General features: G+C 64.4%; 25 protein-coding genes and 2 pseudogenes. 16 read left to right on the top strand and 11 right to left on the bottom strand.

The genetic code is table 11. The annotated features are described in order from the left end of the window. Nucleotides 1-230 precede the first annotated feature (230 nt). Together DGO_RS22565 and DGO_RS19920 are read left to right on the top strand one after the other, a co-directional pair. Nucleotides 231-1345 (top strand): annotated as a pseudogene (locus DGO_RS22565) (IS3 family transposase). 125 nt (nt 1346-1470) lie between these two features. Beyond that, a complete protein-coding gene (locus DGO_RS19920) occupies nt 1471-2793 on the top strand; it encodes an IS701 family transposase (protein ID WP_083847432.1) in 1323 nt (440 codons plus the stop codon). On the opposite strand, the pseudogene DGO_RS19915 reads toward DGO_RS19920, so the two are convergent. Next, a pseudogene (locus DGO_RS19915) lies at nt 2792-3436 on the bottom strand (transposase family protein); the annotation flags it as partial. The gene DGO_RS19920 and the pseudogene DGO_RS19915 overlap by 2 nt on opposite strands. Before the next feature lie 91 nt (nt 3437-3527). Here DGO_RS19915 and DGO_RS24545 point away from each other — a divergent pair. The 9 genes from DGO_RS24545 to DGO_RS19880 all read left to right on the top strand — a co-directional run bounded on the left by DGO_RS24545 (nt 3528) and on the right by DGO_RS19880 (nt 11515). After that, on the top strand, nt 3528-3782 hold the full coding sequence (locus tag DGO_RS24545) for a DUF6210 family protein (protein ID WP_014682906.1): 255 nt from the start codon (nt 3528-3530) through the stop codon (nt 3780-3782). Between the two features lie 195 nt (nt 3783-3977). Next, nucleotides 3978-6353 (top strand): heavy metal translocating P-type ATPase, encoded by a 2376-nt coding sequence (locus DGO_RS19910; RefSeq protein WP_014682904.1) that lies wholly within the window; start codon nt 3978-3980, stop codon nt 6351-6353. A gap of 199 nt (nt 6354-6552) precedes the next feature. After that, complete coding sequence (locus tag DGO_RS19905) at nt 6553-6804, top strand: glutaredoxin family protein (RefSeq protein WP_014682903.1); 252 nt, start codon at nt 6553-6555, stop codon at nt 6802-6804. Further along, complete coding sequence (locus DGO_RS19900; protein ID WP_014682902.1) at nt 6801-7181, top strand: ArsR/SmtB family transcription factor; 381 nt, start codon at nt 6801-6803, stop codon at nt 7179-7181. Before DGO_RS19905 ends, DGO_RS19900 begins: the two co-directional genes overlap by 4 nt. A 44-nt stretch (nt 7182-7225) precedes the next feature. Next, entirely contained in the window at nt 7226-8020 is a 795-nt protein-coding gene (locus DGO_RS19895; protein ID WP_043805044.1) for an undecaprenyl-diphosphate phosphatase, read from the top strand. Continuing rightward, entirely contained in the window at nt 8011-8547 is a 537-nt protein-coding gene (gene lspA, locus DGO_RS19890) for a signal peptidase II (RefSeq protein WP_014682900.1), read from the top strand. Before DGO_RS19895 ends, lspA begins: the two co-directional genes overlap by 10 nt. 1063 nt (nt 8548-9610) lie before the next feature. Beyond that, nucleotides 9611-10237: a cation efflux transmembrane domain-containing protein gene (locus DGO_RS19885; RefSeq protein ID WP_014682898.1), complete on the top strand. Its 627-nt coding sequence runs from the start codon at nt 9611-9613 to the stop codon at nt 10235-10237. Between the two features lie 213 nt (nt 10238-10450). Beyond that, nucleotides 10451-10570: an NAD(P)-binding protein gene (locus DGO_RS24540; protein ID WP_014682897.1), complete on the top strand. Its 120-nt coding sequence runs from the start codon at nt 10451-10453 to the stop codon at nt 10568-10570. Nucleotides 10571-10588: 18 nt separating this feature from the next. Further along, nucleotides 10589-11515, top strand: a complete 927-nt coding sequence (locus DGO_RS19880; protein WP_226991578.1) for a flavin-containing monooxygenase — start codon at nt 10589-10591, stop codon at nt 11513-11515. Nucleotides 11516-11596: 81 nt separating this feature from the next. Here the strand turns inward: DGO_RS19880 and DGO_RS19875 are convergent, their stop codons facing one another. From DGO_RS19875 to DGO_RS19865, 3 genes are all read right to left on the bottom strand, one after another. After that, nucleotides 11597-12154: a TlpA family protein disulfide reductase gene (locus DGO_RS19875; RefSeq protein ID WP_043805042.1), complete on the bottom strand. Its 558-nt coding sequence runs from the start codon at nt 12152-12154 to the stop codon at nt 11597-11599. A gap of 111 nt (nt 12155-12265) precedes the next feature. Next, on the bottom strand, nt 12266-12775 hold the full coding sequence (locus tag DGO_RS19870; protein WP_226991569.1) for a DUF305 domain-containing protein: 510 nt from the start codon (nt 12773-12775) through the stop codon (nt 12266-12268). Nucleotides 12776-12867: 92 nt separating this feature from the next. Continuing rightward, complete coding sequence (locus DGO_RS19865) at nt 12868-13365, bottom strand: DUF3105 domain-containing protein (protein WP_014682893.1); 498 nt, start codon at nt 13363-13365, stop codon at nt 12868-12870. Between the two features lie 728 nt (nt 13366-14093). On the opposite strand from DGO_RS19865, the gene DGO_RS19860 reads away from it, so the two are divergent. Together DGO_RS19860 and DGO_RS19855 are read left to right on the top strand one after the other, a co-directional pair. Continuing rightward, the gene (locus DGO_RS19860; RefSeq protein ID WP_226991568.1) at nt 14094-15632 is read left to right on the top strand and encodes an N-acetylmuramoyl-L-alanine amidase family protein; all 1539 of its coding nucleotides are present in this window, start codon (nt 14094-14096) and stop codon (nt 15630-15632) included. Between the two features lie 347 nt (nt 15633-15979). After that, on the top strand, nt 15980-16678 hold the full coding sequence (locus DGO_RS19855) for a YibE/F family protein (RefSeq protein WP_014682889.1): 699 nt from the start codon (nt 15980-15982) through the stop codon (nt 16676-16678). 2 nt (nt 16679-16680) lie between these two features. Here DGO_RS19855 and DGO_RS23615 read toward each other — a convergent pair whose 3' ends face one another. The 3 genes from DGO_RS23615 to DGO_RS19840 all read right to left on the bottom strand — a co-directional run bounded on the left by DGO_RS23615 (nt 16681) and on the right by DGO_RS19840 (nt 18521). Next, complete coding sequence (locus DGO_RS23615; protein ID WP_226991556.1) at nt 16681-16986, bottom strand: integrase core domain-containing protein; 306 nt, start codon at nt 16984-16986, stop codon at nt 16681-16683. After that, nucleotides 16961-17824, bottom strand: a complete 864-nt coding sequence (locus DGO_RS24535) for a transposase (RefSeq protein ID WP_014682887.1) — start codon at nt 17822-17824, stop codon at nt 16961-16963. The genes DGO_RS23615 and DGO_RS24535 overlap by 26 nt, the downstream gene beginning before the upstream one ends. Nucleotides 17825-18194: 370 nt before the next feature. Then, nucleotides 18195-18521, bottom strand: a complete 327-nt coding sequence (locus DGO_RS19840) for an NAD(P)/FAD-dependent oxidoreductase (protein ID WP_014682885.1) — start codon at nt 18519-18521, stop codon at nt 18195-18197. 316 nt (nt 18522-18837) lie between these two features. On the opposite strand from DGO_RS19840, the gene DGO_RS19835 reads away from it, so the two are divergent. Next, complete coding sequence (locus tag DGO_RS19835; RefSeq protein WP_043805036.1) at nt 18838-19281, top strand: hypothetical protein; 444 nt, start codon at nt 18838-18840, stop codon at nt 19279-19281. Nucleotides 19282-19492: 211 nt separating this feature from the next. Here the strand turns inward: DGO_RS19835 and DGO_RS19830 are convergent, their stop codons facing one another. Continuing rightward, nucleotides 19493-19867, bottom strand: coding sequence for a hypothetical protein (locus DGO_RS19830; RefSeq protein WP_145975564.1), 375 nt, complete (start codon nt 19865-19867; stop codon nt 19493-19495). A gap of 7 nt (nt 19868-19874) precedes the next feature. Continuing rightward, complete coding sequence (locus DGO_RS19825) at nt 19875-20837, bottom strand: IS4 family transposase (protein WP_014682881.1); 963 nt, start codon at nt 20835-20837, stop codon at nt 19875-19877. 455 nt (nt 20838-21292) lie between these two features. Here DGO_RS19825 and DGO_RS22530 point away from each other — a divergent pair, with 455 nt between their 5' ends. After that, complete coding sequence (locus tag DGO_RS22530) at nt 21293-21985, top strand: response regulator transcription factor (RefSeq protein ID WP_014682879.1); 693 nt, start codon at nt 21293-21295, stop codon at nt 21983-21985. 39 nt (nt 21986-22024) lie between these two features. Here the strand turns inward: DGO_RS22530 and DGO_RS21450 are convergent, their stop codons facing one another. Further along, nucleotides 22025-22600, bottom strand: a complete 576-nt coding sequence (locus DGO_RS21450; RefSeq protein ID WP_145975563.1) for a WD40/YVTN/BNR-like repeat-containing protein — start codon at nt 22598-22600, stop codon at nt 22025-22027. 231 nt (nt 22601-22831) lie between these two features. After that, nucleotides 22832-23944, bottom strand: coding sequence for a sensor histidine kinase (locus tag DGO_RS19810; RefSeq protein ID WP_014682877.1), 1113 nt, complete (start codon nt 23942-23944; stop codon nt 22832-22834). A 94-nt stretch (nt 23945-24038) separates the two neighbouring features. Between DGO_RS19810 and DGO_RS19805 the strand changes: the two genes are divergently transcribed. Continuing rightward, complete coding sequence (locus tag DGO_RS19805) at nt 24039-24671, top strand: DUF305 domain-containing protein (RefSeq protein WP_014682876.1); 633 nt, start codon at nt 24039-24041, stop codon at nt 24669-24671. The last annotated feature ends 19 nt before the right edge of the window (nt 24672-24690 follow it).

Below are 24690 nucleotides of genomic sequence, written 5' to 3'. Positions count from 1 at the left end.
GACACAGTGGGCGGTCGCCGACCAAGTTCCCCCGGATCTGTACGGGGAACTGCACCCCGCTTCGGTGGTGCTGCTGGTGATTCTGGCCCTATCGGCGTACAGGCTGCGCGGGTCGACGCGGTATGGAGATCGCCGAAGATAGACGCGCCTCGCCCAGATATACGAGGGTGACCTTGCCCCTGTTTCCGGTGCCAGTCTGATTGCAAATCGAGCAGCAGACTGGGAGAAATATGAAACGCAAACGGTACACGGAGCAGCAGATCTTGGAGATTCTCGGGCAGCTTGAAGCCGGAACCCCGATCAGCGACCTGACGCGACTCCATGGAGTCGCGATGACCACGATCTACCGCTGGAAAGCCAGGTACGGCGGCATGACCAAAGACGAGACCCGCAAGTTCCGTCAGCTGGAAGCCGAAAATCAGCGTCTCAAGAAGCTGGTAGCGGACCTGGCGCTCGACAACGCCATGCTCAAAGAGGTGGTGGGGCGAAAGTGGTGACGCCTGGGACGACGTCCCAGGCGCAAACGCCCCTCAAGAAGCAGATGGTGGCCCTCTTGCGAGACTCGTTCACGATCAGTGAACGTCGGGCCTGCCGGGTGCTGGGCTTCTCCCGGACCACGTACAGACGGAACAGCCCTAAAAGGGAAAAGGACCAGCAACTGGTTGAGCGTCTCCGCGTGCTGGCACGGGAACGGCCTCGGTTCGGGTACCGGCGGATTCACCTGATGCTGGGTCGGGAAGGTGAGACCGTGAATCACAAACGTGTTTACCGGATCTATCGGGCAGAAGGGCTGGCTGTTCGAAAGAAGGAGCGCCGGAAGCTCAGCGTTGGAGAGCGTCAGCAGAAACCGCAGGTTTCTGCGCCCAATTAGCGGTGGAGTCTGGACTTCATGGCTGATCAGCTGGCTTCCGGGCAGCGGTTCCGTGTGCTGAACGTCGTGGACGACTTCACGCGGGAGTGCTTGGTGATGCACGTCGGCATCTCCATCACAGGCCATGATGTCGTCCGCAGCCTCGAGGCGGTCATTCGCTTCCGGGGCGCACCCCAGGCGATCACCACTGACAACGGCCCGGAGTTCGCAGGGAAGGCTCTGGATCTCTGGACCCACGACCGCGGCATCACGCACACCTTTATCCGGCCTGGAAGGCCTGTGGAGAACGCCTACATCGAGAGTTTCAATGGTCGGGTCCGGGACGAGTGCCTCAATCTCCACTGGTTCCAGAGCCTGGATCAGGCTCGCCTCATCCTCACAGCCTGGCGCCAGGACTACAACGATCTCCGGCCCCACACCTCGCTTGGTGGCCGGACCCCATACGAATTTGCCCGCCTGTTCCAGGCGAGCTGAGGTACGCTGAGATTTGCAAATCGGCTGGAACCGCAATTGGGGCACCCTCAGACAGACCTTTCTTGACGGCCTACTAGCTGTACTTCGGGGAATATTCAGGGGCATCGTCTTGGCCAGCATCTGCCATGCTGGCCTTCTTGTTGAAGCGTTTTCGACGCCTGGAGTGGAGCCGGCACTTTCCGAGCTGGTTTTCCCCGTTTCTCACGTGTTTTCGCCACCAGGCCCAGCAGCGCTGGGCCCCGGTATACGTGCAAGGTCTGTGTAGCCCTGCCCAACGGAAAAGCATGCAACCCCTGGCTGACCAAGTCGCCCCAGGGAAACAGGATCACCTGCAGCACTTCATCACCGACAGCCCCTGGACCACGGAGGGACTCGAACGCATCGTCGCCGACCGTGCAGGGCACCTCCTGGGTGGCAAAGATGCTGTGCTGATCATCGACGATACTTGCCTGACAAAGTTCGGCTCCCGGTCTGTTGGGGTTGGGCGGCAGTACTCCGGGCAGGCGGGGAAAATCACCAACTGTCAGTGCCTGGTTTCAGTGACCCTTGCCCGGAATGAGATTCCCATCCCCTTGCGCCTGAGGCTGTTCCTCCCATCGGAGTGGTCTACGAATCCAGAGCGGTGTGTGCAGGCGGGGATTCCTGCGGAACACCCGCTGGGGTCCACCAAATGGGAACTTGCCCTGCGGGAGATTGATGATCTGACAGGGAGTGTGCAGTACGGGATGGTTCTCGCCGATGCGGGGTACGGGGTCAACGCAAAATTCCGGCACGCTCTGACGGCTCGCGGCTTGCGGTGGTCGGTGGGGACCATCCGCACCCAACACGTGTATCCGGCCCATGTCCACCTCATCCCGATCCCAAAGCACTTTCGGGGTCGCCCCCAGAAGCATCCAACTCCATCGGAGGATGCAGAGACCATCGAGGCGGTGCTGAGCCGTGAACGCTGGCGTCACGTGCTCTGGCGCCAAGGGACGAAGGGGCCGCTGGTCGGGACGTTCGCAGCGAAATATGTCCGTCTCGCGGATGGCAACGAGAACACCCGAGGACAGCACCTTCCAGGAGAAGGTGCCTGGGTGATCGGGGAGCAGCGTGGCCGAGGGGAACGGAAGTATTACCTTTGTAATTTGCCGTCAGAGACATCTTTTGATCACCTGATTCGAGTGACCAAGCAACGCTGGGCCTGCGAGCTGGGCCACCGGGAACTCAAACAGGAGGTCGGGCTGAGTCACTTTGAAGGGAGAAGCTGGCAAGGGCTGAACCACCATGCGACGTTGTGTTTGGTTGCCTTGCTGTTCCTGCAATGGCTCCGCCTGGCCCAGTTGGACGGTTTTTTTGGCGAGTCTGTGCCTGAGATTCGAAGGGAGATCGCTGGGGAAGTTCCCCAGCGATCAGGAGACCGGTGCCGCCTTTGTGTGTGCTGTACAGCGTTGTTCAGCGGCCCCTGAATATTCCCCGAAGTACAGCTAGTTGTAGGGTCGTGAACAGGTCTCGCACCAGTTCGTCCTCAATCCTGGTGTTTTCCCGGATACGGATACAGTGCCGGATACGTTTCCAGCGCAGGAACGAGCACCACTCGCGCCCCACGAACTCCCGATCTGCGATCACAACGGCCCACCGTCGAGCGGGCAGTACCTTGAGCAATCGAGCAACCAGCAGGATTCTGGCGGCAGTACAGCTGTTTCCTTGATGGGGCAGGATCGACCAGACGAGTGGGATCACTACGCCCCCGAGGAGTGCGCCCAGCACGAGGATGTTCAGCGGGGTCTGACCGTAGTGCCACGTGGTGTGGTCCATGATCAGCGTGAGCTTGCCATCGGGGATCAGCGGGAGCAGGACGTCTGTGACGTCCTGCTGGGTGAGCTGAGCATCGTGGAAGACCCGGGCGACCGTGCGAGTCTTGGATTCAAGACTCGCTTCCCGGGGCAGATGGAGCGCGATCTTGCGGTGCAGGGTGGACTCAGCCTGGAGCACCGCCAGGAGCACTTCTGCAAGCCGCTTCAGGGCGTCGAGGCGACGATGAGGAAGGCGGCTTTTCAGGTGGGTCGCAAGCGTGTCAGCATGGAAGCGGGCAGGATCGGGGATCGTCACAGACCCAGATACTGCCCTTCGTCATGTTGAATGGCGTCTGAGACGCCATTCACCGCAAAGTGTCAGGTGCTGAGCTCAGCACCTCAATACTTTGAAGACGTTCTTCGCCCGGTACTGTGGAAATCCGCCTGGCTCAGGCACACCATACGAAAGTTGGAAGGAGAGGGACCTGCAGGTATTAGCGGATATTGTCCGAGGGATTACGCTCTGGCATACCACTCGAGAGAAAGATGAACCTGCACAACTTGAATGTGATTGGGCGCGTCTTGAAGAGCTCACGGAGGGGTGGACTCCTGTCCTGACCCCCTATGGCCGAGGGATCCTCACGCACCAGAACTGCGACTAGGGGCTCGTGCTTACTGACAAACCATTGCTGACAAGCCACTAGTACATATAAGCCATCAGGGCCAGTAAGCTGCCCAGCAGCGCGGAGAACAGAACGCTCCCCAGAGCCCCCAATGGCCACGGTCGGCGCTTCCTGCCGAACTTATCACTCATCCCTGCACTTGATATCTGTACACTCATACAGATATCGTAAGCCATGACCGGTTCTCCCCCCACATCTGGCACGCCACTGCGCTACTTCGTGGAACGCATGGATTGTGCCGACTGCGCCCGCACCGTCCAGAGTGCCCTCAGCCGCCTACCCGGCATAGGTGACCCCAAAGTCAACTTTACCACGCAGACACTGAGCCTGAGCCTCGACGAGACGCAACTGCCCCGCGAGAAACTGGAAAGCACCCTCCGTTCCCTGGGCTACCCCCCCACGCTGGAGCCTGCTCCAGCCACATCCACCAGCCTACCCCTGCGCTACTTCGTGAACAACATGGATTGCGCGGACTGCGCGGCCAAGGTGCAAGGAGTCGTCTCCCGACTCCCAGGAGCCGGCGATCCCAAGGTCAACTTCACCACGCAGGTGCTCAGCCTGACCCTGGATGAATCGCGCACCCCGCGCGCGCAGCTGGAGCAGGCCCTGCGCTCCATGGGCTATCCCCCTGAACAGCAGGTCGACGCGCCCGTTGCCGCAGGTGCCACTTCCGCGCCTCGTCCCGCGCGGATGGAGATGCCCTGGTACCAAACGAGCAAGGGCCGCAACGTCCTCCTGACCGGCGCGCTGCTCGGCCTGGCCTTCATCTTCAGCCTGGTCGCGCCGCCTCTCGCCTTCTGGGCGTACGCAGCCGCCACTCTGATCGGCGTCTGGCCGCTGGTGCTCAAAGCGCTGGCCAGCACCCGTCTGGGCGAGCCCTTCACCATCAACACCCTGATCAGCGTGGCCGCCATTGGGGCCATTGCCATTGGCGAAGCCGCGGAGGGCGCGCTGGTCGTGTTCCTGTTCGCGGTTGGTGAACTGCTGGAGAACATCGCAGCGGGCCGCGCCCGGGCCGGCATCCAGGCGCTGGCGGCCCTCGCGCCGAAAACGGCCCTGCTGTTGGACGGCGGCCAGACCCGCGAGGTGCCTGTTGAGCAGTTGCAGGTTGGTCAACTGGTGCGTGTACAGCCAGGCGGCCGCGTCCCTGCTGACGGCACCATCACCGAGGGCAGCTCTAACCTCGACGACAGCCCCGTCACCGGCGAAAGCGTGCCCGTGCACAAGGGCGCTGGCGACACGGTGTACGCTGGCAGCATCAACACTGACGGTGTCCTGGCCGTCCGTGTGGACCGGGGCGCGAATGACAACACCATCGCGCGCATCATTCACCTCGTCGAGGAGGCCGAGTCCGCCAAGGCACCCACCGCGCGCTTTATCGACCGCTTCTCCCGCTGGTATACCCCCGCTGCCATGCTGATCGCGCTACTGTTCGCCGTCCTCCCCCCACTGCTGTTCGGTCAGCCGTGGCACGAATGGATCTACAAGGGCGTCGCGCTGCTGCTGATCGCCTGCCCCTGCGCCCTGGTCCTGAGTGTGCCCGCCGCCGTGACCAGCGGCATCAGTGCCGGTGCCCGGCAGGGTCTGCTGATCAAGGGTGGGGCCGCCCTGGAAACCATCGGCAGCGTGAACACCATCGCGTTTGACAAGACGGGCACCCTCACCGAGAACAAACCGAAAGTCACAGATATCCTGGCGCTGGGCGCGTCCGAGCAGGAAGTCGTGATGTTGGCTGCCGCCGTCGAAACGGGCAGCGCGCACCCACTCGCCAAAGCCATCCTCAGTCATGCAGGTGACCTGGCCCTTCCCGCTGCGGACAACGCCCGGGCCATTCCGGGCAAGGCCGTCACAGCGACCGTCGGTGGCCGCGCCCTGGCTGTGGGCTCACCCCGCTACGCGCAGGAAGTGGCGTCCCTGGCCCCCGACATGCAGCGCCGCATCGAAGCCCTTGAACAGCAGGGGAAGACAGTCGTGGTGCTGCTGGACGGTCCCGTCCCGTTGGGACTGCTCGCCATCCGGGACGAGCCGCGTGCCGACGCCAAAGTGGCCATCACCAAGCTCCATGCCCTGGGTGTGCGCTCCATCATGCTAACTGGCGACAACGCCCGCACCGGGCACGCCATTGCGGGGGACCTTGGCCTGGATGTAGAAGCCGAATTGATGCCGGAAGACAAGCTGCGGCGCATCGCCGACCTTAAGCAGGGCGGCAAGGTCGCCATGGTAGGTGACGGTATCAACGACGCGCCCGCACTCGCGCAGAGCGACGTCGGAATCGCCATGGGCGGCGGCACAGACGTTGCACTGGAAACAGCCGACGCCGCCCTGCTGCGGCACAGTGTCACGGGCGTCAGCGACCTCGTTCAGCTGTCCCGCGCCGTGATGACCAATATCCGTCAGAACGTCACCTTCGCCCTGGGGCTCAAGGCCATCTTCCTGGTGACCACGCTGCTGGGCATCACCGGCCTGTGGCCCGCCATCCTCAGCGACACGGGCGCCACCGTACTCGTCACCGCCAACGCTCTGCGCCTGCTGCGCTTCCGCCCCAGCTGAAAGGAGACGACGTATACATCTCTGCCGGTCCTGGCGTCCGGCCGCGTGGTGCCCGCTTTATCACTGATCCTGCGTCCTCAAGGCGGCTTGCGCGTCGGGCTGCACACCAGACCGGAAGGACCCTATTCCCCAAGGTGACCTCAGCCCGGATGCAGCGGCACCACCCCAGCGTCCTACACCGCCGACAAGGAGAGTCCCCATGAAGACCGTAACCGTCTACACCGTGCCCGGCTGCGCCTCCTGCGAGGCAATCAAACGCTTCCTTGCCGCGCGTCGAGTGCCCTACACCGAGAAAAATGTCCGTGAGGACCCAGCGGCCCTGGCCGAGATGCAGGCCAAGGCAAGGGTTCGCATCGCGCCCGTGACGGTGATCGGTGAGGAAGCCTTCTTCGGTACCTTTGACGATCAACGTCCCTTTTTGGAGGCCGCCCTGCGAGAGAATGACGCATGACCACCACACCAGACGTGAAGCCCGAGCGCACAGCCGACTGCGACATTCACTGCGTCCACCCGGATGCCGTCGCGCGCGCCTTGACACGACTGCCGAATGACGCGCTGATCGAACGCGCCACCAACCTTATTAAGGTGGTATCGGACCCCACGCGGCTGCGCATTCTGTCTGCCCTCGCACTCGAAGAGCTGTGCGTATGTGATCTGGCCGTGATTGCAGGCATCAACGAATCCACCATGAGTCACCAGTTGCGCCACCTGCGCGCCCTGGGCTTGGTGACCTTCAAGAAGGTGGGCCGCATTGCCTACTACCGACTGGCGAACGACGGCGTCACGCGGCTCCTCGCGGACGTGCTGGAGCACGCCGAAGCCATGTGAGAACCGCCGCCGGTTCCACCCTTACTCCACAAGGACCTTCCCTCTTGAACGACACTGTTACTGCTGCTCTCCTAGGCCTCGTTGAGGGCATCACTGAGTTTTTGCCGGTGTCTTCCACAGGTCACCTGATCGTCGCCGCTGACCTGCTGAACTTCCGCGATGCGGGCGGCACCTTCGAGATCGTCATCCAGCTTGGAGCTGTGCTGGCCGTTATCACGTACTACTGGCGTGAACTGCTCGGTCAGGCCCGGGCGCTACCGCAACGTTCGGAGGTGCGCGGCCTATGGCTTGGGATCATGCTGGCCTTCCTTCCAGCCGCTGCACTGGGTTTCTTGTTCAGTGATGCCATCACGCGTTACCTGTTCTCTCCAGTCACTGTGGGCCTCTCCCTGATGCTCGGCGGTGCCGTGCTGTGGCTGATTGAGGGCCGCGCGTTCACGGCCCGTACCACCGTCCTGACGCAGGTCAGCCCCCGTCAGGCGCTGATCGTGGGGTGCGCCCAATGCCTCGCGCTGATTCCAGGCGTGTCTCGGAGTGCCTCCAGCATCATCGGCGGTCTGCTGACGGGACTGGACCGGCCCACCGCCACCGCGTTCTCGTTTTATTTATCCATCCCAACGCTCGGCCTGGCGACCCTGTACGCGCTGATCAAAGGGCGGGAAGCGCTCGACAGCACGCAGCTAGGCCCGCTACTCGTTGGGATGCTCGTATCGTTTGTGACGGCGCTGCTGGCTATCGGTTGGCTGCTGAAGTACGTCTCCCGGCACGACTTTCGGGGCTTCGCGATATACCGCATACTGGTGGGCCTCGCCATCCTGGGCTGGGCGTTATGGCGCTGACAGCGTCCGCGCGGCGGCGTGGCCCGGCATATCTTCTGGGTGTCTTCCTGTGTGTAATGCTGGATCAGGCACTGAAGGTCTGGACGGTACGGACGTTTACAGAAGGCGAGTTCCGCGAATTCATCCCGGACGTGCTCAGCCTGGGACTGGTGTACAACACAGGCGCGGCATGGAGCCTCTTTTCGGGCGCAGCCCTTCCGCTTGCCGCGCTCCGCGGGGTGGTGGGTACTGGGCTGATCGTGTACCTTCTGCGCCGCCCCGTTGCGCCCCTGACAGGCGCAGCCCTCGCCCTCATCGCTGGGGGAGCGCTGAGCAACGCCTTGGACGGTTGGCGGCTAGGCAAAGTGGTGGATACGCTGTCATCCCACTCCTTTTCCTTCGTCACGCAATTGCTCGGACAGGGCAACTTTCCCATCTTCAACCTGGCAGACATCTGGGTGGTGTCAGGCACCGCGCTGCTCCTCCTGCTCAACTTCCGCCGCAAGACGCCCACCTCGCCGGCCAGTGCCCAGCGCCGGTCCCCGTAGGCGGCCCGCATGACCGCCAGCAGCCACGCTGAAGACCGGGCCCTGACCGGTCCACGCGGTGAGGAGGCGTTTGCGGGTCGCGGCGCGGTCAGGGTCAGAACCTGGCGGGTGTCCCGTGGCGCTGGGCGCCGCGTCCACGCGACAAGGGGAGGATGAACGGCGCCGTGCCGCTCACCCCCGCGCAGGAAACCCGCCCCATTCCGCTGGTGGCCAAGGCCCGGCAGAACGCGTGGTCTGAGCCGATACGGCCCGGCGGGGCGGCCGCGCAGGTGCTGCGCCGCCTGGGGCGGACGGTGCCCACGGTGCCCGTGCTGCGCGGCGAAGCATTCTGCCGGGCCCTGCGCGCGCGGCACCTGGACCCGTTGACCCCCGCCTTTCCCACGCGGCATCCAGCGGCCACGGCCCTCCACCTGGGGTGCGGGCTGGACGGCCGGGTCGACCGCGTTCGTCCGTCTCTTCAGGTGCGCGGGTTCGACCTGGAGCTGCCGGGGGGCACCGCGCTCCGCCGCATGGTCGACCCCCGCACAGAAGGCCCCGGGCACCGAAGGCCTGGCGCGCCGGTGACCGGGGGGCTGGGGCGGACCCAAAGGCCAACAGACCGGCCAACGCGGCGTGTCCCCGCAGGCCTCCTGACGGACCTGCTGGAGGCGGACGTCCGTGCGCTGGCCACACGGCTCAGCGGGCCGTTGGCCCCCGGTGAACGGCGGTTCGATATGCCCGCTGTCCACTGGGGACACGTCTGGGCGCGTGGCCCCCAGCCTTGCAGGCGTCAGGCGCGCAGCTGCGGAGGGGTCTGCGCGGTCCCCGACAAGGGAGGGCGTGGGCGCCGCACCCGACACGCCTGGAGCATGTGGGCCTGCTGGACCGTCCCGGATTCGCCCGGTTGCGCCCCCTGGAGCGGCTCGCCTGGCGGGCGGTGAGGCGGATTCCTACGCTGCGCGCCGTCCACCCGTTGCTGCGGTATCGCCGGCCCACCCCATGCCCCCGGAGCTCAGCGTGCATCAACAAGGGCCCTCAAGGGGCCCCCGCACCCGCCACGAATGACGGAACTGACCAGAGGTGAATGCCCATGAGTGAGCACGACGAACCGAATCTCGACGCCAACCAGGCCGCCGACCGCCGGATCTTGTGGCTGGTGCTGCTGATCAACCTCGCGCAGTGCTTGCTAGGGATTGCAGTCGGCCTCTGGGCGTCCTCGACCGCCGTGATCGGCGCGGCCCTCGACAATCTGGCCGACGCGTCCGTATACGGGGTCAGCCTGTACGCGGTGGGCCGCACCGCCACCATCAAGGTGGGCGCCGCTCGCCTGTCCGGCTGGCTTCTGATCGGCCTGAGCGTGCTGCTGCTCGCAGAAGTGCTGCGCCGGTTTTTCGGTGGTGAAGCGCCGATCGGTCCCGCCATGATGGCCATGGCGGCGGTCAACGCCGGGCTGAACCTGGTCTGCCTGCGCCTTCTCAAGCGCCACCAGGGCGATGACGTGAACTTCAAGGCGTCGTCCATCTTTACCAGCAACGACTCGCTGGTGAACCTGGCCATTGTGCTGTCCGGCGCGCTGGTGCTGTGGTTGGACTCGAACCTGCCGGACCTGATCCTGGGGGTGCTGGTCTCGGCCATCGCCGCCAACGGTGGCCGGGAGATCCTCGCTGAAGCGGCGGAGGCGGGCGAACAAGCTCAAGATCGGCGTCCCTGACCCTGGCACACCGTGTGAGGGCAAGTGATGGAACTCACGCCGTGTGTGCACAGCGGCGTCTTGAAGCGGTCCCAGGTGCTGCGCGGTCCAATCCCCCGGTGGTGCACGCGACGCTTCAGGTTGAAAATCCAGGACGACAGCGTCGCGTGCTGTCGTCAGACGAGGGGGTGTCCTGGTGCCCCTGGACTTCACGCGGCCCCTGGGAGGGCGATCATGCTCGATGTGATGGTGATTGGTGGGGGCCAGGCAGGCCTGGCCCTGAGGTACGTCCTGCAGCAGGCCGGGGTGCGCTTCCAGATTCTTGAAGCGTCAGGCCGCGTGGGCGACGCTTAGCGATCACGGTACGCGTCGCTGGTCCTGTTCACGCCAGCCAAACGCAACGCCTTGCCCGGATTGCCGTTCCCAGGGGATCCGGAGCGTTATCCGACCAAAGATGATGTGGCTGAGTATCTGGAGGCCTACGCCCGCAAGTTTGCCCTCCCCGTGATGCTCAACACCCGAGTGACTGGGGTGCGGCGCGTCGGGGGTGCCTTTGAGGTGCGCACGGCGCGGGAGGTGCGGCGTGCGCGGGCCGTGGTGGTCGCGACAGGACCTTTTCAGGTGTCCTTCATCCCGAGCTTGGCGCAGGACCTCGCCGCTGAGGTCGTGCAGGTGCACAGCAGCGCGTACCAGCAGCCTGCGCAGCTGCTCCCAGGACGGGTGGTGGTTGGATCAGGCAAATCCGGCGCGCAGATCGCTGCGGAAGTGGCCCGCACGCATGAGGTCACCCTGGCGCTGGGGCGACGTCAGCCGCATCTGCCGCAACGGCTGCTTGGGCGGGACATCTTTGACCTGCTGAGCCTGCTGGGGCTCTTCGAGGTGCGGGCCGAGTCATGGGTGGGTCGGTTCTTCCGGCGGCGTGACCCGGTGATCGGCACGGACCTTCGGCACCTGGCACGTTCAGGACGGGTGCAGCTCATGGCCCGGGTAACGGGCGCAGAGGGGCGCACAGTCAGAAGCATGGACGGGCAACTCGCGGAGGTGGACGCGGTGGTGTGGGCGACGGGATTCCGCCCGGACTACCGCTGGCTGGACGTTGGTGTGCTGGATGCCCAAGGTCGACCGCGGCACGCAGGGGGCGTGGGGACGGTCCCGGGGGTGTATTTCCTGGGCCTGTCCTGGCAGCGCTCGCGGGCGTCGGCGTTGTTGGGCGGCGTTGGTCGGGATGCACAGGCGCTGGGGACGCAGGTGATTCATGGGTTGGCCCGGGGCGAGCTGTTGGGCTTGGAGCAAGCCTGAATGCGTGGCCGGGGCCACGAAGCGGCACGGTCTCCACTCGTGTGCCGCCATGGCAAGGCAACGGAAGCGCCAGAATCCTGATCAGAGGCCAGGCACGCCGATGGTCTCCAGGCCCATGTTCAATCGCTCGCGGGTGAGGCCGCCCCGGTCCATGAACTGGATGACCCCCTGCCGATCGATGAAGACCGTTTCTGGAATGCCCGCCACCCCGTAGTTGATGGCGGTCGCAGATTTCGGGTCCCGCAGGTTGGGGTAGGCCAGCGAGAACTCACGGATGAATGTGCGGGCGTTGGCCTCTTTGGGCTCCTGAAAGAGAATCCCAATCACGGCGAGGCCCCTGCCCGCTGTTTGCCGCTCACTCAACTCGCGGAACAGGGGCGCTTCCTCCCGGCAGGGCGCGCACCACGACGCCCAGAAGTTCAACACGACCGGCCGGCCTTTGAGGGCGGCGAGGCGAACATCAACCCCATCGAGGCTTTCCAAGGTGAAGTCTGGAGCAGGTCGCCCCACGAGAGGGCCACCGGACGTGGCGTTCCGGGCGGGGTTCAGCAGCGCCACGGCCAAACTGGTGGCGAGCCCCGCCGCAAGAAGGGGGGGCAGCAGGCGCTTCCACAGGGGAGGGGGCCGGTCGGGCGTCACGGCGCCTCGCCCATTGACGCTGGAAGGTCTTGACTTCCCGTCCGGCAACTCCAACGGCCTTGCCTCAGCGGTTGGTCCGGCCGGTGCGTCTCCCAGCGGCTTTGTCGGTACTCATTCATGGTCCAGGCCCTCCAGACGGGTGTGGTGCTCTTCTGTTGGCGCGCCCCCGGCCCTGCGGTTTTGCAGCATGGCCTCGATGGCCCGCACTTCTGAAGCCTGCGAGACGATCACCCGCTGGGCGAATGCCTGCACCTCCGGCCGCTGCACCCGCTTCAGCGCGCCTCTCGCCATCGCCACGCCGCCCTGGTGATGCCGGCGCATCAAGGTCAGGTACTGCGTTTCAGCCTGATCGACCGGAAGGCTCTGCAGGGCCCGCTCCTGTTCTGGGGAAGCGAGGCCCATGTGCGCGCGGTGCATGCCCGCCATGGGCGCTTCGATGCCCGAGAGGGGACGGCCCCACGCCATCAGCCAGCCGCCCATGTGACCTATCTGCGCCTGCTGCGTGAGGAGGATGTCCTGCGCGAGGCGCTTGACCGCTGGGTCCCGGGCGCGGTCGAAGAGGGTGACGCTCATGTTCACCGCCTGCGCGTGATGCGCGCTCATGTCCCGGGCGAACGTCACGTCGGCGCTGCCCTCCGTGGGCGAGTGGGGCCAAAGGGCAGCGGAGAACACGCTGAGGATCGCAGCGGCCAGCGCGCCGCCTGCCCACAGGCTCAGACCGTGCCGCTGTACGCGCCGCTGCACGAGGCCCCGATCTCGGGCGCTTCCCCGCCCTGCTCGTACTTCTGCAAAAACCGCTTCAGGCGCGCGTCTGTGGCGTCCTGCACGTGCAGCTGTTTGTTCCACGCGGTGATCACCACTGGAGCGGTCTGGGTGTCGTGTGGGGAGAGCAGGGCGTGGGTGCGGCCCTCCACCAGCTGTTTCAGGGCGTTCACCTGTTCGGCAGGCAGGTCCGGCGTGTAGGTGAGCCACACGGCGCCGTGTTCGAGGCTGTGTACGGCGTACTCGTCATAGAGGGGGCGGTCGTACACGCCGCAGTTCTGCCAGGCCGGGCGGTGCGCGCCGCCCGCCGGTGGCCGCTGGGCGTAGTGGACGCGGCCTTCTTGGTGGTCGCCCCCGTCGTGCTTGAAGGACGTCACGCCTTCGATCTCACGTTCGCCTTGACTGCAGGAGGCGAGCAGGACGGTCAAGGTCAACAGCATTCTCTTCATGGGTTCTCCTTCCGCAAGAGGCGGCCGGCGCGGCGAGGCGGGCTCAGGCCCGGGCATGAACAGTCAGGCCTTCAGGTGGTGAAGCGTTGGGTCGCCGTGGCTGTCGGCCCCAGGAGGAAGACGGGCGCAGCCGCCCATGCCCATTCGCCCTGTTACCTGTAAGCCTGTACAGGTATACTGAAGATAGCCCATGCATGTGTCCCGTTGCTGTCCACCCACCCACCCCGGTTCACGGGCAGGGGATGAACACCGTCCTCAGGCTGGGCAGCCCTGTGCTCCAGGCGGTCCGGGCCCGCGTCCTGCGCTTGGGAGGGCCGCTCAAGCCGCGTGCTCTGAGCCACGCGCCGGGTGTTCCTGGGATGTGCCGCAGCGCCGAAGGCTCAAGGCTCACCCCCCTATGATGACCCCGCCATCTCGGCTTCACCCCCTCCAGAGGTCAACGATGCCCCGATTCTCCAGTGCACCGCCCCGGGGCCATCACCAGCCTGCTGCTCACCGCAGCGCTTGGCCTCGGCGCGGCCCAGGCCGCGTCGCAGACGGGACCCGTTCAGGGCGCCCCGCCCCTCCCGGTGAAGCCCACACCGCAGCTTGGCGCGGCGGCACCTGACGCGGGACGCCCGGCCTCTACGGGGCAGCCTGCTGACACCAGGCCCGCGCCCGCCTTTGGCAGCCCGAGATTCAGCAGCGAGGGCGGCACGACGCGTGTGGTCTTTGACCTCCCGCCGGGCGTGACGTACCGGTTGACCCCCACCGCAGATGGCCTGCGCATCGACGTGTCTGGCGCGCCGGTCCTACCGGCCGTTCGCCCGGCGCTGGGCCCCAGCGTGACGGCCTACCGGTCTTCAAACACGCAGGTGTGGCTGGCCACGCCCTTTGCGCTCGTGCGGACGGAGGGGTGGCGGGCCAGTGAGGCGACCCTCGCGCGCGGCACGCGCGTCCTGATTCTGGATTTTGGACCCACGCTGCACGGGGGGGCAGGGGACTCCTTACGGGGGCTGCGCGCCGACGCGGTGGCGGCGCCCTCACCCGGGGGCGTGGGCCGCCCAGGAAGCCCAGCGGTGAACGCCGCGCCCCGCCTCGTGTCGTCCAGCGCGCCGCTCGACGCGGGCCTGACGCCGAGCGACGTCATCTCCTCGGTGGCGGGCGTCACGCCGCCGCCCACCCCTCCGGCCCTGCCGGGGCAGACGCCCGGCCAGTCGAGCGCCCTGAGCGGAGAGGTGCCGGGCCGCCTTCAGACAGGCACTCCCCTGCTGACGCCGCGCATCAGCACGAATCCCGGCTTGACCCGCGTGGTGCTGGACCTGCCGCCCGGCGCGCGGTACCACATGGTTCCCAGTGGCCTCGGGCTGAGGGTGGAATTGACGGGCGTCAGCGCTGAGGCGCGCTCTGCTCAGAATGTCAGTCCTGAAGTGCGGGCGTGGCGCTATGACCCCACGCCCGACGGGGTCACGGTGACGCTGCTCACGGGCACGCCGGTCGCCGCGCGCAGTGGCTGGCGCGCCCAACTGGTGGAACCACTGTCGGGTTCCGACCGGTCCCGACTGGCTATCGACCTTTCGCCCGCTCTGGCGGACCTGACGCCCCTCACCACCAGGGAGCGCGTGTTGGCCGCCATACCCACAGTGACCGCCTTGGGGGGCGCAGCCATCCTGGCGATGCGTACCCAGTGGGTCAAGCCGCGCGTGGTGATTGACGCGGGGCACGGAGGTCATGATCCCGGGGGTGTGGGTGCGGTGACCGAAAAGCAGGTGGCACTGGACGTGTCCTTGCGGGTTAGGGATCTGTTGCGCTCAGCTGGGGTGGAGGTGGTCATGACGCGGGAAACCGACCGGGAACTCTTTGCGGACAAGGCTGCTGATCTGAATGCGCGTGCTGCCATGGGCACGCCCGGCACGCAGCTGTTCCTGAGCATCCATGTGAACGCGATGCCAGCGGCCAGCGCCATCCGGGGGTACGGGGTGGAAACATGGTGGAATCCGAACCACCCACTGTCCAGTGCCTTTGCGGCTTTGATTCAGAACAACGTGATTGCGGTCACGGGCGCGTTCTCGCAGGGGCTCAGGAACAACCGCTCCCTGGCGGTGCTGCGCAACAGCCGCATTCCTGCGGCCTTGATTGAGATTGGGTACACCAGTCACCCGGTGGACGGCCTAAACCTCCAGAATCCCAACTACCTGGACCGGGTGGCACTGGGCATCGCGCAGGGGATTCGGGAAGCGCTGGTGACGGGCGTGAGCGCCAGCGGGGTTGGGGGAGCCGACAAATAATGGTGGAAAGCGCAGCTGCAAGCTTTTATCTGTACAGAAGTGCAGATATGGTGGGTCAAAGTATGCCTTGGACCCAACGCCCGACCCGCCATTGGTGACTCCCCATCCTGCTCGCGCTGCCCCTGCTGCTCTCCGGCTGCGCTCAGGATGGGTCCCCCTTCGCCCAAGCCGATCGGCGCGTACCTGCGTGACACGTACGAGCAGCCGTATGGTGGGGACGAGGTGCTGGTAACCCTGGCCACCGGCGAGCTGAGCTGGTCAATGCCATCTCGTACGCAGACGGACCCACCTACACGCGTGGCCAGCCGGTCATCGTCTGACTGCTCGCGGCCGTCATGGTAATCGCCATGGCCGTCGCCCGTGGGAAAGGGCTGCGCGCGATCCTCAGCAGCGCCCTCCTGACCCTCCCGGCCCTGGCGTTCGTGCTCGCCCTCTGCGTGTACCTTGTGCACGGCTGGAACTGGAAAAGCCACGCCGCGTTGACGGCCCTCTTCACAACCACCACCGCCGGCTACTTCTTCACCGTCTGGATCACGCACCTGACCTTCCTCAGCGGTACCGCCGACCGGTCGGCGGTCGTCGCGCAGAACTCGTATGGCCTCAACACCCTGAGTCTGTATGTGGTTGGCGTGATGCTCTCCGCCCTGGGAGCCATGAACGACATCACCGTCACCCAGGCGTCCGTCGTGGAGACCGTCGCCGACAGCCAACCCAGCCTGCCCTTTCGCCGGTTGTATGCCCTGAACATGCAGGTGGGCGGCGATCATGTCGGGAGCATGGTGACGGTCCTAGTGCTGGGGTACGCCGCTGGCGCCCTCCCCCTGACGCTGCTCCTGCGGGCCGACCAGAGCACGCCCTTGTGGGTCACCCTGAATGGCGAAGCCATGTTCGCAGAACTGGCCGGGTTGCTGATCGCCCTGATCATGATGCTGATCGCGGTCTCGCTCAGCACCGTGCTGGCGGCCTGGTGGCTGGGCCAACGCCGCAACAGGCAGCGTCTGCCGGAAGGTGACCCGGACAGCCGACCGGTAATGCTCCAGGTTTGACTTCAAGCGGCGTTGCGAGCGTTTGCCGATGAAGTGAGTGTAGACCAAGGCGTGGCGTAGTCGAGCGCCGAATGACGGCGCTCGTGGTTGTACCAGCGGTGAAAGTCCGGCATGGCGGTCCGGACATCGGCCATGGACTGCCAGTCCTGGCGGAAGGCAAACTGATACTTGTATGTCCGGTTGAGGCGTTCCAGGAGTCCGGTTCCCCCCGGCTGGGAGACCTTGCAGCGCACCCAGCTGCCGTATTTCAAACAGCTCTGTTGAAAGAGGTCACTGGTGAAATCACTGCCTCCATCGCTCTGCACCACGAGAGTCTCGTGGGTGCCCCTGAGCACGCAGCACACCAACCGCTTCGTCAAGCGTCAGCTTGGCGAGGTGCATTGACAGGCTCCGGACCACCCGGCTGGCCAGGACTACCCGTGAAGGGACGTCCAGCACGAAGTAGATCCAGCAGACCCCATCGGGTAAGGAAAGACGGGTCGCGTCGATCTGCACCCGTCGACCTGCGGGCCAATCCTGTGGCGTGGAAACCTTCGGAGAAGGTTTCCGAGTTTTCCGTGGCAGCGGTGGGTGGAGATGCAACTCGCCCAAGGCCACGCGAATCTTGTGTAATCCCATCTCTTCGCCCTGGGCCTTGAATTCCTGGTACAGCAGCCGATACCCGGAGGTCGGGTGTTGCAGTGCCGCCTGGCGCACCTTCTCGTACAGCGCATCACGGTGCTCTTGCCTGGCACAGCGCGTCGACGCGCTGTGCTGATGGTCCCGGAGCCGCCAGTACGGCACGCCGGCATACTGCGCGAACCGCCGCAGGCTGAGTTGGGGTCGGCTCTGCCAGAGAACGATCAGCTCGTCCAGTGTCAGAGCCGCCGCACTTTTCGCGAGATGTCGAGCTCCAGTTCCTTTTCCGCCAGGATGGCGCTTTAGACGGTCATTCTCGCGTTCCAGGGTGGTGACACCCTGGTCCTGTCGGTCGCCCGCGAGCCGGGCGCGTCCGGCTTCCAGGAACTGAGTTTTCCAGGTATGGATCAGACTTTCGTTGACCCTGTGCTGACGGGCCGCTTCCGCGACCCCGAGATCTCCCCGCAGCACGCTCAGGACGATGGCTTCTTTGACGTCCGTGCTCCAGACTTTTCTCTGCTTTCCCATAGTGATCTCCAGTCTGCTCGTCCCTCGCATCACAAGGGTCAGGTTCTGGAAGTCATCTCTGGAGCATTACCGACCCATGCGGCAGGAGAGAAGGCCCAGAGGTGGCCGCCCATGCGTTTCCGTTCTGCTGGACAGGACCCGATCAATGGTGCGGGCGTGTGGGCTGAAGGCTTCGCTGGGCGCCTTGGCCGCTGTGACCGGCGGGAGTACCTGAATCGCAGGAGACGAGGCCAGGGACGCCCCTGGCTCTCTGTGCGGATGCGAAGCGCAGGCGGCCTCTCCGCCTGACCAGGCTGGGGCTGGCGTGGCCTGTCTTCACCGGTCCAGGACACTGAAGCGTCCCACAGTAAACCGCAGGAGCACGCGCCCGTCACCTCCACATGGCCCTCAAGCTGCAGTCTGACTGTGTGAACTGGGTGCTCGGCACATGCCCGGTGCAGAGGAACACGCCGTCGGTGGCCATGTCCTGCACTTCACTAGGGCTCAGGGTCTTCAGGCGCACGCCGCTGACGGCCGCGTCGCCCTGACTTTCCTCCCCGGCTGTATCCCAGATGAACTTGAGCTTGGATTGCGCACAGGCCTGGACCTGGGCCACCGTGTGAGCGCGCAGAGGGGCGCAGTGGTGCAGCAGGGCAACCTTGCCACGGCGACGCCACTCGCCTGTCGCTGAAGTCCCAAGCGTCTTCCAGTAGTCCATCTAAGTCAACATTGTCCGTTTCACGGGCCCATAGACTTGGTGCGCCTGCGCGCGAAGTACCCGGAATCTTTTGCGTTGTGGGTGGCCTTCGAGCACCGGAAGCTTACGACAGACAAGTGGCAGGGCACAAGGAATCACACAGTCATGGGCAATGATCCGACGCTGGAACAGAACTGGGAACTGGCCTTCAGGGCGTATGGACATCTCAGCATTGGCGAGCTGGATGCCCTATGGCTGAATCGGGGCTATACCAATACGACGGGATTTTAAAGAGTGGCCTCTTGCCTTTGCAGAGGCCACCCCTTATAACTCAGACGTGTCTTACGAAAAACTGAGTGCGCAGATGGACAACCTCACCAACCCCCAACGCAGCGATGCGTTCTACAAGCAGTTCCGCGATGCGGTTCGGCAGGGGGAGATCGAAGCAGCGGACCTGCCGGCACGCTTTGAACTGCCCAAGGAATATCGTCGTCGTGGAGCGGAAGGTTCGTACACGCGCACGGTCAAGGACATGGTCGTGAATGTCACGCCGGCGTACAAGAAGTGGTTCGACAGTGTGAACGAGACGCTGGCCACCACGACGCGCCGGGCAGCGACACCGAAGGCGAGCCTGGAAGCGGTGGAGTCGGGCGCGGTCGACTTCGCGGCGATGGTGGAGGAGACGCGCCGGAAGATGGCCGCGAGCTACAGCAAGGGGCAGGCGCTGGGCAACGCCAGGAAGGCCGCCAAGCCCAAGGCCCGCCGCACGACCAAGAAGTAAGTCTCTTCTATGACGAGGCGGCCTCATCCGGGCCGCCTTGTCCTTTATTCAGTGTCCCCAGTAGGGAACGAGAGTGAGATGGAGATTGCCGGAGCATTCTCAGGACCAATCGCGATGACAGATTTCGCGTTATTGCTGGTGCCTCTATTCGAATATACGTTATTTCTAGGAGCAATCCTTTTGTCTCTAGTTGCTGAGATCAAAGGTATGGTCATGGTTCCTCAGTCAGCTCCGCCTCTCCCAAAAGGTTGTCTGCTGTCCCGGAAGTCATCGCCTGCTCAAAGGAGCCAGGTGGTAGGAAGATCACTTCATGATCCCGCATCCAGCCATACCCGCTTACCGTATCGTCAATCAGCTGAAGATCGGTGAGTATGCTCACCACCTTCATGACGCACACTTCAAAGTCGAAGACGTTGATGATATCCATCTGGAGCAGGGCTCCTATAATTCCTAACTCCGTCTCATCGCTTTTTGCCGCACGCCACACGGGTACAATCTCTGGCGGGACATCAAAATCGACACGCAGAGGATCAAGCGGTGGCCGACCGTGCAAATGATTAACGATCCGTCGCTCTGTACCGGACATCTTGCCTTCAAGCCGCGCCTGGCGCGTGAAATGGCGTGCTCAGCAGCCTGATCAGTTCGGGTAACTCGGGCAGATTCCACCGCAGGGCATGGCACAGCTGTTCAGCGCCGTACCGCACCAGGCTCATGGCCGGGCGGCCATGAGCCTTCACCTTGACCGGGACTTGCGCCTGGAGCCACACGCCCACCCTGAGGCAGCTGACCCACGCCAGGATCACCAGCCCGAACAGACGTTCCAGTCGGTCTGGGCGGGTGATGCCGGTCCGCTCCAGATCAAACCCGCGGACTTTGAGGCTCGCGAATGTCGACTCGATGGACCAGCGCGCCCGGTACAGGACGCACGTGTCCCAGACGCTGAAATCGGTGGCGATCGCGACCAGGTCCCCCGCGGGGGACCTGGTGGCCACGACCTGCATCACCTCCCCGTACACGTTGGCGCGCTCGGCCAGGCAGCGCACCTCCCCGACCTTCAGATCGCCGAACCACGCATCCACGCGCAGCTCGTCGACCACGGCATTCTTCCGGATACGGATGGCCCGTTTGATCCCCTTGCGTCTCAGGAAGCGGAACCACTCCCCGCCGATGAACTCCCGGTCGGCGACCAGGCCCTTCCAGCGGACCGCTGGAAGGGCCTTGAGCAGTCTGGAGACCAGTTGGATGCGCCGGACCGTGCCGCTGTTGCCGTCGTGATCCAGAGCGGTCCAGACGAGCGGCACCGTGTACCCGTGCAGCACGACGCCCAGGACAAGGAGATTCAACGGTGCATCCCCACGCTCCCAGGTCGTACGGTCCATGCTGAGCAGTAGTTTCCCTGGGGGCAGCAGGGCCAGCAGGAAGGCCAGGAACACCGGTTCGGTGAGCTGGGGATCCCGGCACCCTCGTTCCACCCGGCGTCGCTTCGCATCGATAGAGCTTGCCCCGGGAAGGTGGGCGCACAGGTCACTGTGATTTACGCTCCTCGCAGTCACCATCGCGAAGATCACGTCCACGACACGCTGCAGCGTGTCGTGGCGCAGGAAGGGCACGCAGGCTTTGAAGTGGCGGGTGAGTTCGGTACGCTGAAGGTCGGCGGGTTTTGGAGTGGTCACACACCCAAAACACCGCCGTTTGTCGTGCCCGTTCGCGACCGATCACACGTTCAGGAATTTCCCGTCCAGCACAGCCTCAACTTGAAGATGTCCGGTACAGAGCTCTGTATCAATAGGTTAGGAGTGGTTTGGTCAAGTTTGAGAAAGTGATGCAGGCGAGATACATCATCTGGGATGTCAGCAGCTCGACTAGGAGAGCAGCGCAACTCGTGGTGACGCTCCGCTCCTATCCGCTCTCACAGCTTCAAGGCATGCCTTCCTGAGCCCTGGGACTCAGTGGCATGACGGGTTTCCCCTCACCACGCCGTCTCCCCAACCTGCCAACCTGAAGATTGGCTATGCCCACCGTCCTGATCGTCGATGATGACCCCGCCATCTTGGAGGTTCTGCGCGTGTATCTCCACGCTGAAGGGCATACTGTTCTCGAAGCGCAGACTGGCCCGGAGGCCTGGGCTCTGCTCCCTCGCGCCGATCTCGCAGTGCTCGACTGGATGTTGCCCGGCATGACAGGCGTTCAACTCGCGCGGGGTGCTCGCGCCGCCGGAATGAGTCTACCGATCCTGATGCTTACTGGGCGCGGAGAAGAGAACGACAAACTGCTGGGCTTAGACGGCGGTGTGGACGATTACGTGGTCAAGCCGTTCAGTCCTCGTGAAGTCACCGCCCGCATCCGCGCTCTGCTGCGCCGTGTCGGTGTGCATCACACTGTTACGCAGGGCGATCTCTCCGTTGATTTGCGTGCTCGGGAGGTCCACCTGGCCGGCGTACGGATTGAGCTCTCCAAACTGGAGTTCGACCTTCTCACTACCATGGCGCAGCATCCCGGCATGGCCTGGTCCCGTGGACGCCTGCTCGAACGCGTCTGGGGCCCTGATTTCCCAGGGACAGAGCGCGTGGTAGACGTACATATCACCGCTCTGCGACGCAAACTCAGTGATCCTCCAGAGGCTCCGCGTTTTCTGGAGACCGTGCGGGGCGTCGGATACCGCTTCCGAGACGAGGACGCCGCCCGTACCGCATCAGGCGGATAGTCTGGATAGGGGATTCTCTATATTCAGCCGTTTCTTACTTTACTGCCAGGTCTCGCCACCGTTTGACGAGTGGTACACCACACCACTGAGACCTATGGCGATCAACCGGCCGCCGTCCTGAGGATGTACCGCGATCAGGTGAGCTCCTTCAGGGAGTGACAAGGACATCCACGTCACTCCCTGATCCGTAGAACGGAACGCGCCGTCGGGACCGGCCAGGAACAGCATTCCACTGTCCGGTTGCACATCCAGATTCAGCCCACGTGGCGCGCCCAGGCGTCGGGTCCAGGTCCCACCATCTGACGACGCGAGTAGACCCTGGGCGTCCAGCGCGTACAACAAACCCTGCGGGCCTGCCGCGAGGACCGACGCGCCCGCCGTGGCGTCCGACAGCTGCGTCCAGTGCTGACCGTCTGCTGTGCGGAACAGGCCCTGACCCATCACATTCGCGTACCACACCTCCGGCCGGCCAGGATCCACCGCGAAGCCATGCAGGTCCCGGCCCGGCAGGTTCCCGAACCCCTGGTCCGCCCAGGTCCGGCCCTCATCCCGGCTGACTTTCAATACCTCATGCCCCGCCAGCACGGTCATCTCCCAGCCCTGCCCGAGTGCCATGGCGTCACCTACGCCATCGGCGGTGTCCCATGTCCGGCCGCCATCCATACTCCGGCGGACGCCCGCGTGCTCCCCGTACATGACCGTGCCACTGTTCAGCACACGCAGCGCGTGAAAATCCCCACTCAGCGTCTGCGCCTGGGGCGCTTGCCCACACCCGACCAACACCAGGGCTGCCCCCAACATCCAACCTGCTTTCCGTCTCATTCCCGCCACCATACGGGGCCGACGTTACGCTTCTATAAAGTCCCCTGACGGATTTTTACCCCCAACCGGTAGGCGCACCTCAAACACGCTCCCCACGCCAGAGGTGGAGGTCACGGTCAATTCGCCTCCCATTGCCCGGGTGAGGCCGCGCGCGACCGTGAGACCCACACCACTTCCCTCCCCACGTGTGCGGGCCGTATCCGCCCGAAAAAATCGCTCAAAGACCCGGTGCAGGTGTTCCGGCGCAATCCCCGTTCCCGTGTCGTGTACCAAGAGGCGTACGCCCATTTCCTCCTCCTGTGCGCACACTCGCACTTCGCCGCCCGGCGCGGTATGCCGAAGTGCATTGCTCAGCAGGTTCGCCAGGATCTGCGCGGCGCGCGCCGGGTCCGCCTCGACATGTAGCCCCGCTGCTGCGTCTACATGGAACGCGACTCCCTTCTCCTCGAACGCCAGCGCGTACCGGTCCTGCACTTGCGCAAGCAGCGCTGCTACGGGCACATCCTGTAAGGTCAACTCTACCTGCCCGGCCTCCACACGGCTGACCAAGCTCAGGTCCCCAGCCAGGCGCTCCAGGCCCGCCAGCTCCCGCTGAATCGCACCCAGAGCCTGATCATGCGCCATGACACCATCCTGGGCGGCTTCCACATACCCGCGTACAGCCGCTACAGGTGCACGCAACTCATGTGCGACATTGCCGATCAATTCGACCCTCGACTGTTCGACAGTCGCCAGGGTGCTGGCCATAGTGTTGAAGCTGTGCGCGAGATCCGCCAGTTCATCCTGCCCCCCTTCAGGGAGGCGGCGGCGGTATTCGCCCCGGGCCAGGGCGGCACTGCCCGCCTGCAGGGTACGCACGGATGCTGTCACCCGGCGCGCGGCCACCCAGGCGGTCACGGCCGCCACCAGCAGTGCGGGCGGCAGGGCGCTGAGCAACGCGCGGGTCAGGGTGGCACGCATGCCTGCATTCAGGTCACCGCGCATAGCCGTCCCAGCGTCCCCAAGCAACTGCACCATCTGGTTGACGTGATGCTGGATGAAGGGATGGGCCGCCAGTTCCGCGGCCACCAGCATGACCAGACTGAGTACCGCCATGACGGCCAGGTGGTTGAGCAGCAGTCGGGGAAAGAGACGCATACGGTTCATCACCCTACCGCGCCGCTAGACCTGAAATGTTCTGTGCCAAGCCAGGCTTTACAGGAACTTTACAAGGAATCTCTAGGGTAGAGACATGACGAATCTGCGACCTCACTCCAAGCCTGCTGGTGTTCTCCTCCTCCTGACCACGACGGTGCTGTTTACAGGAGGAGCTCTGGCCCAGGGTATGGCAGGTATGGATCACAGCAACATGGCGGGCATGGGCAGCACCACAGACAAGATGAAGATGGAAAAGATGGATCTGAGTGCTTTGGCAAAGCTACAGGGCAAAGCGTTTGACCGCGCATTCCTGAGCATGATGGTGCCGCATCATCAGATGGCCGTCGACATGGCCAAGGCGGTGTTACCCGTCAGCAAGGACGCCACAGTGAAAGCCTGGGCGAATGCCGTGATTAAGGACCAGATGCAGGAGATCACGCAAATGAATACCCTCCTCAAAGGCATGGGCGGCGTGAACACGACCATGGCCAACACCATGAAAAGCAGCATGAGTGGAATGGGCGACATGATCAAGAAATCTAAGACCCCGGACGTGGCGTTCCTGCAAGGCATGCTGCCTCATCATGCGTCCGCCATTGACATGGCCAACCTCGCCCTGCAGCAGGGCCAGGATGCCCGCGTCCTGAGCCTTTCGAAAGCGATCATCACCGCGCAGGCTACGGAAATGCTCGACTACCGCACCTGGCTGAAGAAACGCGGCCTGTAAGGACACGCCCCTACCAAAG

The sequence above is a fragment of the Deinococcus gobiensis I-0 genome (assembly GCF_000252445.1).
GTDB classification, from domain to species: Bacteria; Deinococcota; Deinococci; order Deinococcales; family Deinococcaceae; genus Deinococcus; species Deinococcus gobiensis.
Note: the sequence above shows the minus strand (reverse complement) of the source record. Positions and strands in the feature narration are given on the sequence as shown.

What these genes read in the sequence shown, in the direction of transcription:
- DGO_RS19900 (WP_014682902.1), top strand. Translation starts at nt 6,801, where the DNA reads ATGACCACCACACCAGACGTGAAGCCCGAGCGCACAGCCGACTGCGAC.
- DGO_RS19840 (WP_014682885.1), bottom strand. Translation starts at nt 18,521, where the DNA reads ATGGACTACTGGAAGACGCTTGGGACTTCAGCGACAGGCGAGTGGCGT.
- DGO_RS22530 (WP_014682879.1), top strand. Translation starts at nt 21,293, where the DNA reads ATGCCCACCGTCCTGATCGTCGATGATGACCCCGCCATCTTGGAGGTT.
- DGO_RS19825 (WP_014682881.1), bottom strand. Translation starts at nt 20,837, where the DNA reads ATGGTGACTGCGAGGAGCGTAAATCACAGTGACCTGTGCGCCCACCTT.
- DGO_RS19865 (WP_014682893.1), bottom strand. Translation starts at nt 13,365, where the DNA reads ATGAAGAGAATGCTGTTGACCTTGACCGTCCTGCTCGCCTCCTGCAGT.
- DGO_RS19830 (WP_145975564.1), bottom strand. Translation starts at nt 19,867, where the DNA reads ATGTCCGGTACAGAGCGACGGATCGTTAATCATTTGCACGGTCGGCCA.
- DGO_RS19910 (WP_014682904.1), top strand. Translation starts at nt 3,978, where the DNA reads ATGACCGGTTCTCCCCCCACATCTGGCACGCCACTGCGCTACTTCGTG.
- lspA (WP_014682900.1), top strand. Translation starts at nt 8,011, where the DNA reads ATGGCGCTGACAGCGTCCGCGCGGCGGCGTGGCCCGGCATATCTTCTG.
- DGO_RS21450 (WP_145975563.1), bottom strand. Translation starts at nt 22,600, where the DNA reads ATGGCACTCGGGCAGGGCTGGGAGATGACCGTGCTGGCGGGGCATGAG.
- DGO_RS19905 (WP_014682903.1), top strand. Translation starts at nt 6,553, where the DNA reads ATGAAGACCGTAACCGTCTACACCGTGCCCGGCTGCGCCTCCTGCGAG.
- DGO_RS19810 (WP_014682877.1), bottom strand. Translation starts at nt 23,944, where the DNA reads ATGCGTCTCTTTCCCCGACTGCTGCTCAACCACCTGGCCGTCATGGCG.
- DGO_RS19885 (WP_014682898.1), top strand. Translation starts at nt 9,611, where the DNA reads ATGCCCATGAGTGAGCACGACGAACCGAATCTCGACGCCAACCAGGCC.
- DGO_RS24540 (WP_014682897.1), top strand. Translation starts at nt 10,451, where the DNA reads ATGCTCGATGTGATGGTGATTGGTGGGGGCCAGGCAGGCCTGGCCCTG.
- DGO_RS24535 (WP_014682887.1), bottom strand. Translation starts at nt 17,824, where the DNA reads ATGGGAAAGCAGAGAAAAGTCTGGAGCACGGACGTCAAAGAAGCCATC.
- DGO_RS19805 (WP_014682876.1), top strand. Translation starts at nt 24,039, where the DNA reads ATGACGAATCTGCGACCTCACTCCAAGCCTGCTGGTGTTCTCCTCCTC.
- DGO_RS19855 (WP_014682889.1), top strand. Translation starts at nt 15,980, where the DNA reads ATGGCCGTCGCCCGTGGGAAAGGGCTGCGCGCGATCCTCAGCAGCGCC.
- DGO_RS19920 (WP_083847432.1), top strand. Translation starts at nt 1,471, where the DNA reads ATGCTGGCCTTCTTGTTGAAGCGTTTTCGACGCCTGGAGTGGAGCCGG.